Source organism: Actinokineospora spheciospongiae (assembly GCF_000564855.1).
In the GTDB taxonomy this organism is placed as follows: Bacteria; Actinomycetota; Actinomycetes; order Mycobacteriales; family Pseudonocardiaceae; genus Actinokineospora; species Actinokineospora spheciospongiae.
This window is the reverse complement of sequence record NZ_AYXG01000064.1, coordinates 1-7,989: the sequence shown is the minus strand read 5'-3', so window position 1 is coordinate 7,989 and position 7,989 is coordinate 1. Positions and strand designations below refer to the sequence as shown.

7 protein-coding genes are annotated in these 7,989 nt (G+C 73.8%); 3 read left to right on the top strand and 4 right to left on the bottom strand.

Annotation, left to right across the window (positions count from 1 at the left end):
* Positions 1–295 precede the first annotated feature (295 nt).
* From UO65_RS08525 to UO65_RS08515, 3 genes are read right to left on the bottom strand one after another with little or no spacing between them, the layout of a single operon-like run.
* The gene (locus UO65_RS08525) at positions 296–886 is read right to left on the bottom strand and encodes an acetoacetate decarboxylase family protein (RefSeq protein ID WP_035280373.1); all 591 of its coding nucleotides are present in this window, start codon (positions 884–886) and stop codon (positions 296–298) included.
* Entirely contained in the window at positions 883–2,568 is a 1,686-nt protein-coding gene (locus UO65_RS08520) for an FAD-dependent oxidoreductase (protein ID WP_324608958.1), read from the bottom strand. The genes UO65_RS08525 and UO65_RS08520 overlap by 4 nt, the downstream gene beginning before the upstream one ends.
* Complete coding sequence (locus UO65_RS08515; RefSeq protein WP_035280371.1) at positions 2,556–4,037, bottom strand: flavin-containing monooxygenase; 1,482 nt, start codon at positions 4,035–4,037, stop codon at positions 2,556–2,558. The genes UO65_RS08520 and UO65_RS08515 overlap by 13 nt, the downstream gene beginning before the upstream one ends.
* Positions 4,038–4,294: 257 nt before the next feature.
* Here UO65_RS08515 and UO65_RS08510 point away from each other — a divergent pair, with 257 nt between their 5' ends.
* The gene (locus tag UO65_RS08510) at positions 4,295–5,401 is read left to right on the top strand and encodes an alpha/beta hydrolase (protein WP_052020911.1); all 1,107 of its coding nucleotides are present in this window, start codon (positions 4,295–4,297) and stop codon (positions 5,399–5,401) included.
* Here the strand turns inward: UO65_RS08510 and UO65_RS08505 are convergent.
* Positions 5,379–5,984 (bottom strand): TetR/AcrR family transcriptional regulator, encoded by a 606-nt coding sequence (locus UO65_RS08505; RefSeq protein WP_035280369.1) that lies wholly within the window; start codon positions 5,982–5,984, stop codon positions 5,379–5,381. The two genes, UO65_RS08510 and UO65_RS08505, sit on opposite strands and share 23 nt — an antisense overlap.
* Before the next feature lie 217 nt (positions 5,985–6,201).
* Here UO65_RS08505 and UO65_RS08500 point away from each other — a divergent pair, with 217 nt between their 5' ends.
* Both UO65_RS08500 and UO65_RS08495 read left to right on the top strand, forming a co-directional pair.
* The gene (locus tag UO65_RS08500; protein WP_035280367.1) at positions 6,202–7,209 is read left to right on the top strand and encodes an AraC family transcriptional regulator; all 1,008 of its coding nucleotides are present in this window, start codon (positions 6,202–6,204) and stop codon (positions 7,207–7,209) included.
* A gap of 73 nt (positions 7,210–7,282) precedes the next feature.
* Entirely contained in the window at positions 7,283–7,561 is a 279-nt protein-coding gene (locus UO65_RS08495) for a hypothetical protein (RefSeq protein WP_035280365.1), read from the top strand.
* The last annotated feature ends 428 nt before the right edge of the window (positions 7,562–7,989 follow it).

The window sequence follows — 7,989 nt, the reverse complement described above, 5'->3', positions numbered from 1 at the left end:
CCCGGCCAAACACATCCACCCACCCGGGCAGTTCGCTCGCCGGGCCGGCGGTTTGGTGGGTGGTCGGCTGGACAAGCACCTCCACCCACCCGGGGATTTGCTTGGCCGGGCCGCCGGTTTGTGGGGTGGTCGGCCTGCGTTGACGACACCTACCCGCCCGGGCAGTTGCTCGCCGGGCCGGCGGTTTCGGGGGTGGTTGGCTGGGCAAGCAGCACCTCCACCCGCCCGGGCATTTCCGTAGCCGGGGCAGCGGTGGCGGGGTGGCTGGTTGCTGCGCCGGTGGGGCTTGTTCGTGTCAGTGGGTCCGGGCTTCGCCGAAGGTCATGTCGAAGTCGGTGAGGGTCAGGCTCAGGGCGGGGGAGTGGGCCGTGAGGAAGGGCAGTGGTGCGCCCGCGTCCCAGTCGACCCGGGCGAAGCGGAGGCCCGAGGTCGACCGCACCCGGCTCAGCTTGAGCTTGCCCGCGAGCGTCTGCGCGACCCGGAAGGCCACCGGCCACCGGCCGGGCAGGCGCGCCCCCGGGCGCACCCTGGCCCGGGCGATCGAGGTTGCTGTCCACTCCGGACCGTCCACGGTGAACTCGGCCAGCTCCTTCGGGATTCCCCACAGCGCCCGCCCGCCGTCGCGGGAGCGGGGGCTGTCGACCCAGATGCGGGTGATGGTCGGGTACAGGCGCAAACCCTTGCGCACCAGGAGGGTCGACATCAGCTCCCGGTAGGTGAGCACGCTGCCGGGGCGGTAGTCCACCCACGCGGTGCCGACCACGCACCACGGCCCGAGGCGGACCACCGAGGTCTCCTCCGGGACCTCCCAGTCGCGCTCGCGCAGGAACCACACCGACAGGTGCAGGTCGCCGCGCAGCTTCCACGGTTCCGGGGGGTGGGTCACCTGCGCTCCTTCGGGGTGATCGGGATCAGGGCGCCGGGCGCCGAGGCGGGGACGACCGGTGAGCGCGGTGCCACCGGGTCCAGCCGCCGGTAGGGGGCGCCGGGTTCGGGCCGGGGATCGGCCTCGCCCCTGTTCGGCCACAGGGCCATCGCCCGCTCGGCCTGGGCGGTGATCGTCAGCGACGGGTTCACCCCCAGGTTCGCCGAGACCGCCGACCCGTCCACCACGTGCAGCCCGGGGTAGCCGTGCAGCCGCTGGTACGGGTCCACCACACCGGTCTGCGGGGTCTCCCCGATGGCGCAGCCGCCGATGAAGTGGCCGGTCACCGGCATGTCGATCCAGTCCGCCCAGGTGCCGCCCGCGATGCCGTCGATCTTCTCGGCGACCCGGCGGGCCACGTCGTGGCCCGCCGGTATCCACGACGGGTTCGGTTCGCCCTCGCCCTGGCGGCTGCTCAGCCTGCCGAACCGGCGGAAGGTCGTCACCGAGTTGTCCAGCGACTGCATCACCAGCAGCACGATCGTCTGCTCCGACCAGTGCCGGGGGTCGTGCTGGCGGGCCAGGTCCCGCCGCCTGCGCCACAGCTCGCGCAGCCCGCGCGCCCACCGCGACCGGCCGCCGTCGACCAGCACGGTGCCCAGCAGCGCCAGCGCGTTGCTGCCCTTGCCGTAGCGCACCGGTTCGACGTGGGTCACCGGGTCCGGGTGGATCGAGGAGGTGATCGCCACCCCGCGCGAGTAGTCCACGGTCGAGTCCCGCGCCCTGGCGGCGAGGATCGCCTCGGAGTTGGTGCGGCTGAGGTAGCCGACCCTCGGGGAGATCCGGGGCAGGGTGGTCGCGCGCAGCCTGTGCAGCAGCTTCTGGGTGCCCAGCGCGGCGGCGGAGAAGATCACCTGGTCGGCGGTGAAGGTCCGCTTCCGCAGCCCGCCGGTGCGGCGGGTGTCGACGGCGTACCCGCCGTCGACCTCGCGCACGCCGACCGCCGTGGTCAGCGGGTGGACCTCCGCGCCCGCCTTCTCCGCCAGGTACAGGTAGTTCTTGACCAGCGTGTTCTTCGCGTTGTGCCGACACCCGGTCATGCACTCCCCGCAGTGGGTGCAGGTGCGCCGGGTCGGCCCCGCGCCGCCGAAGAACGGGTCGGGGACCTCCTCGCCGGGTTTGCCGCCGAACAGCACGCCCACCGGGGTGCTGGTGTGGGTGTGGCCGACGCCGAGGTCGTCGGCGACCTCGCGCAGCACCCGGTCGGCGGCGGTGGTCGCCGGGTTCGTGGTCACCCCGAGCATCCGCTTCGCCTGGGCGTAGTGCGGGGCCAGCTCGGCCCGCCAGTCGGTGATGTGCGCCCACTGCCGGTCGCGGAAGAACGCCTCGGGCGGCTCGTAGAGGGTGTTCGCGTAGCCGAGGGACCCGCCGCCGACCCCGCTGCCGGACAGCACCAGCACGTCGCGCAGCGGGGTCATCCGGAAGATCCCGGTGCAGCCCAGGCGCGGGGCGAACAGGTAGTCGCGCACGTGCCAGGAGTTCTCGGCGAACTCGTCATCCGCGAACCGCCTCCCCGCCTCCAGCACGCCGACCCGGTAGCCCTTCTCGGTCAGCCGCAGCGCGGACACGCTGCCGCCGAACCCCGATCCGATGACCAGGACGTCATAGTGCGGCACGTCCGGGTTCGCCGCTACGCGGTCCACGTGGACCGCTCCTCCGGGTGGTCGCCTGCGATCAGGTGGAAGTCGCCGGGATCGGGCCGCCGGGTGCGCCGCCGGTACTCCGCGACCAGCCCCGGCCAGTTCGTGGTGATCCGCCCGCCGTCCCCCCGGTACCAGCTCTCGCAGCCGGTCCACACGCTCGACCGCAGCCGCGACTGCACCTCCCGGTCGGACCGCTCGGCCACCTCGGCCCGCACGTCCACGGCGGCCACGCCGTGCGCGCGCATGGCCCGCAGGGTGCGCACCAGGTAGGCGGCCTGCCGCTCCAGCATGAAGATGATCGAGTTCCCGCCCAGGTTCGTGTTCGGCCCGTAGACCAGGAACATGTTCGGGAATCCCGGCACGGTCATCCCCAGGTGCGCCCGGGCCCCACCCGCCCAGGCCGTCGCCCGCAGGTCCACCCCGCCGGTCCCGGTGATGGTCAGCGGCGCGAGGAAGTCGGTGGACCGGAAACCGGTGCCGTAGACGATCACGTCGGCCGGGTGCTCCCGCCCGTCGGTGGTCACCACGCCGTCGCGGGTGATGCCCGTGATCGATTCGGTGACCACGTCGACGTTGGGCCGGGTGAGGGCGGGCAGGTAGTCGTTGGAGAACAGCAGGCGCTTGCAGCCGATCGCGTAGTCGGGCGTGAGCTTGGCCCGCAGCACCGGGTCCTGCACCCGCGCCCTGAGGTGCAGCCGGGCCACGGCCTCGATGGCCCTGCCCAGCGGCTTGGCCGAGGTGAAGGCCGTGGTCAGCAGCTCCCCGCTCAACCACACCGACGCCCGCCCGGCCAACCGCGCCCCGGGCACCCGCCGGAACAGGGCGTGGTGCGCGGCGGTGTACCGCCGGTCCGGCTTCGGCACCACCCACGGCGGTGTCCGCTGGAACAGGTCGAGGTGCCCCACCAGCGGTTGGATGCGCGGCACGAACTGCACCGCGCTGGCCCCCGTCCCGATCACCGCCACCCGCTTGCCCGCGAGGTCCACGGAGTGGTCCCACCGCGCAGAGTGGAAGATCCGCCCCCCGAAGGTGTCGGCCCCGGGGATGTCGGGCACCGCGGGCCGCGACAACTGCCCCACCGCGGGCACCAGCACGTCGGCCGTGACGACCTCCCCGCCGGCGATCTCCACCCGCCACTTCCCGTCCCGGTACGCCGCCCCCACCACGTCGCACCCGAACCGCACCACGTCGGTCAACCCCTGCTCGGCGGCGGTCCGCTCCAGGTACCGCAGGATGTCCGCCTGCCCCGAGTACCGCCGGGGCCACCCCGGGTTCGGCGCCCACGACCACGAGTACAGCGACGAGGGCACGTCACAGGCGGCCCCCGGGTACACGTTGTCCCGCCACACCCCGCCCAGCCGGGATTCCCGCTCCAACACGGTCACCGCGAACCCCGCCCGCCGAAGCGCGGCGGCGGCCCCCAGGCCCCCGAAGCCCGCCCCGATCACAACCACCGACAGCCCTGTCATGCCCCCGACGCTAGAACCGCCCACCCTCGGGAACCAGCCCTCCGGCGGCCTCCCGATTGACATTTCCGGCCACACCTCCGGTCGAGGACGCCCACCCCCGGACCGCCACCCCGTCGGCACGCGATCAACGCGCGGACCGGCGCCGGGCGGGTACCGGGGCGGCGCCGCTCTTGACTGCAAGTCAAGAGCGATCTAGCGTTCGCGCCGTCCATCTCTTGACCGTGAGTCAAGAGCGGTGTGGTGAGGAAGGGTGGGCGATGGGAACGTCGGCGACGGAGGACGGCCCCGCCGGGGCGGTGCGGCGCGATGTGTGGTTCGAGTCCGGCGGTGTGCGGTGCGCGGCGTGGCTGTACACCCCGACCGCAGGCGAGGGGCCCCGGCCGCTGGTGGTCATGGCGCACGGGTTGGGGGCGGTGCGGGAGTGGCGGCTGGACGCCTTCGCCGAGCGGTTCGCCGCGCAGGGGTGGGTGGTGCTGGTGTTCGACTACCGGTACCTGGGGGCCAGCGGGGGCGCGCCGCGGCAGTTGCTCGACATCGGCGACCAGCTCGACGACTGGCGGGCGGCGCTGTCCTACGGGCGGTCGCTGCCCGGGGTCGACCCGGAGCGGGTCGCGGTGTGGGGGACCTCGTTCGGCGGCGGGCACGCGCTGCGGATCGCGAGCGAGGACCGCGCCGTGGCGGCGGTGGTGGCCCAGTGCCCGTTCACCGACGGCCCGGCGTCACTGCTCTCCCGGTTCCGCTCCAGCCCGTTGAGCGTGCTGTGGCTCATCGCCGCCGCCGTGCTCGACGTGGTGGGGTCGCTGTTCGGCGCGAAGCCGGTGCTGGCCCCGGTGGTCGGGGTGTGGTGGATGCCCGCCTTCCTGGTGTCCCCGACCGCGATCGCCGAGGCGTCGAAGCTCATGCCCGCGGGGTCCCGGCTCTCACCGCGCACCGCCGGGGTCGCCGCCCGGATCTCCGCGGTGGGCAGGGGTCTGTCCCCGACGGTCGAGACCGGCGGGCGCCCGTTCCGCCCCTCCGAGACCGCTGTCGGCCGCGACACGATCTGGGGTGTCATGAAGGGCCCGGACGGTGCGAGCGACAGCGCCAACGCGATCGCGGCCCGGCTCGCGCTGTGGCTGCCGCTGTACCGCCCGGGCAAGGACATGGGCAAGATCACCGCGCCGACCCTGCTGTGCGTGTGCGACGACGACCGCGCGGCCCCCGCCCGCACCACGGCCCGCCTCGCGGCCCGGCACGACCACATCCAGGTCAACCACTACGACGGCGACCACTTCGACATCTACGTCGACGACCTCTTCGAGCGCGCCGTGCGGGACCAGGTCCGGTTCCTCGCGGCGCGGCTCACCGCCCCGGCGAACCGGTAGTCGACCCGCCCGGGTCCTGGTGGGGACCCGGCACAGCGGCGATGCCGCGGGCGCTGCGCACCAACGTCTCGACGATGGCGCGATCACCCGCGGCGTCGCCCACGTGCGTGAGCATCCCCTCGACCGCGAACACCCCGATCCGCGTCATCGCGCCCTGTTCGGCCTCCGGCACGCCCAACCCGGCCAGGTGCCACCGCAGCATCCCCTCCACCTGCGCGTGGAACCCGTCGTGCCACACCCGCAACGCCTCCGAGGCCCCGACCCTGGCGTGCACCGTCGTGATCAACCGGTCAACCCGCCGCAACTGCCCGACCGCCCACAGCAACTGCTCGACCGGAGATTCGGCCAACCGCTGCGCCGCACCGGCCAGGAATTCCGCGAACAACGCGTCCAGGACGGCGACCAGCACCTCGTCCTTGTGCTTGAAGTACCAGTAGACGGTGTTGGAGGCCACCCCCGCCTCGCGCCCGATCCGCACCACCGTCGTGGAGTCGTAGCCCTCCTCCACGAACAACCGCGTGGCCGCGGCGACGATCTCACCGCGCTTCTCTTCCCGGTCCTGCGGGCGTCGGTTCCGCGGCATCCCCCACCTGGCCACATCGGTCACGCTGGAACCCCAGCGTAGGGGAACCGCCCCCGCGGGCGCTCCCGGCCCACCACCTCGCCGGGGCCCCGGCCGAGCACACCACCACCCGGGCTCCCACAACGAACTCCCCGGCCCCGGAGGCGCAGCCACGGTGAAGCCCACCGAATCCCGGCCCTCGCGGCCAACCCCCGCCCCCACCGGGCAGACTCCCGGTATGCGGGTGTTCGCCGAGGCCGCCGTCCGGCACTGGGACTACCCGCGCGGCACGGCGGGCCTCCGACTGGTCTCCGCCTTCGCGCGGGAACGGGACGTCCCCCTGCCCGAGGTCCCCGAGGACGTCCTCACCGACCCCGCGGCCCGGGTGGACGCGGCGGTCGAGCTGGCAGCCGTGCGCGCCCTCGCCGCACGACTGCCCGACGCCGGGTTGGAGTTGGGCCGCCGCTACCACGTGACGACGTTCGGGATGCTCGGCTACGCCGTGCTCAGCAGCCCCACCCTCGGCGCCGCCGTCGACGTGACCCTGCGGTACCTGGACCTGAGCTTCATCTTCTGCGTCCCGCGCCTGCGCCTCGACGGCGCGCTGCTGCGGTTCGAGCTGGACGCTTCCGCGCTGCCGCAGGACGCGACCAGGTTCCTCCTGGAGCGCGACCTCGCCGCCATCCACACCGTCACCGGCGAGCTGCTGCCCGGCGGCCTCCCGCTCACCGAGGTGGCCTTCGGGTTCCCCGCGCCCGCCGACCCGTCCGCGCACCGCGCCGCGTTCGGCGTCGAACCGGTCTTCGGGGCCGCGGTGACCTCCGCCGCGTTCCCGGCCGCCGAGCTGGACCGGCCGCTGCCGCAGGCCGACCCGGTGACCGTGGCCGACTGCGAGGAGCGCTGCCGGGTCCTGGTGCAGGCGCGCAGGCAGCGGCACGGGACGACCGGGGCGGTGCGGGCCCAGCTCGCGGCGGTCGGCGGCATCCGGCTCGGCGCGGGCGAGGTCGCCGCTCGGCTGCTGGTGGGGGAGCGGACCCTGCGGCGGCGGCTGGCGGAGGCGGGCACGTCGTTCCGCGAACTGCGCGACGAGGTGCGGTTCGCCCTCGCCGAGGAACTGCTCGCCGACGGGGTGCTGCCGGTGGCCGACATCGCCACCCGGTTGGGCTACGCGGAATCGGCCAGCTTCATCCACGCGTTCACCCGATGGACGGGACACACGCCGAGCGCCCACCGCAGGCCGGGCTGAGAGTCCACATCGGACGTACCCTTGTTCACGTCCCGGAAACCGAAGGCGACACGTGAAAAGGGATCATTGACCGATGTCCAGCCCCGACCACATCCCCGCCCCACGGGCCGAGTTCTCCGCGGCCCGCGACATCACCGAGGCCACCGTCTCCGCGCTGACCGAGCGCCACCCGGAGGTGGCCCCCCCGACCGTGCAGGCCGTGGTGTTCCAGGCAGCCTGGGAACTGGCCGCGCACGCCCACCTGCCCGAGTCCTTCCGACGGCTGCTGCACCGCCGCGCACACGCCCGCCTGCTCGCCATGGTGGGAAGCCTGACCCCCATCCGCGGCCCCCGGGCACTCGCCGCCGACTAGGACCTGCCGCAAAGCCGGAAGCAGGGAAGCGGGAAAGCAGGCTGACCCCGAACCGCCGCCCGGCGAGCAAACGCCGGATGGGTGGATGCGCTTGCCACCCAGCCCCCCCGAAACCGCCAGCCCGACGAGCGACTGCCCGGGTGGGTGGATGCGCTTGGTCAGCCAGCCACCCCCGCAACCGGCGGCCCGGCTACGCCCCGGCCCGGGTGGGTGGAGGTGCTTGGCCAGCCGACCGCCCCGAGAACCGCCGGCCCGGCGAGCGAACTGCCCAGGTGGGTGGAGGTCCTGAACGCAGGCCGATCACCCCACAAACCGCCGGCCCGGCGAGCGAATGCTCGGGTGGGTGGAGGTGCTTGCCCGGCCGACCGCCCCGGAAACCGGCGGCCCGGCTACGCCCCTGCCCGGGTGGGTGGATGTGTTTGGCCGGG

Excerpts from the sequence above, each read along its gene's own strand:
- UO65_RS08515 (WP_035280371.1), bottom strand. The coding sequence starts at position 4,037 with ATGACAGGGCTGTCGGTGGTTGTGATCGGGGCGGGCTTCGGGGGCCTG.
- UO65_RS08510 (WP_052020911.1), top strand. The coding sequence starts at position 4,295 with ATGGGAACGTCGGCGACGGAGGACGGCCCCGCCGGGGCGGTGCGGCGC.
- UO65_RS08505 (WP_035280369.1), bottom strand. The coding sequence starts at position 5,984 with ATGCCGCGGAACCGACGCCCGCAGGACCGGGAAGAGAAGCGCGGTGAG.
- UO65_RS08500 (WP_035280367.1), top strand. The coding sequence starts at position 6,202 with ATGCGGGTGTTCGCCGAGGCCGCCGTCCGGCACTGGGACTACCCGCGC.
- UO65_RS08495 (WP_035280365.1), top strand. The coding sequence starts at position 7,283 with ATGTCCAGCCCCGACCACATCCCCGCCCCACGGGCCGAGTTCTCCGCG.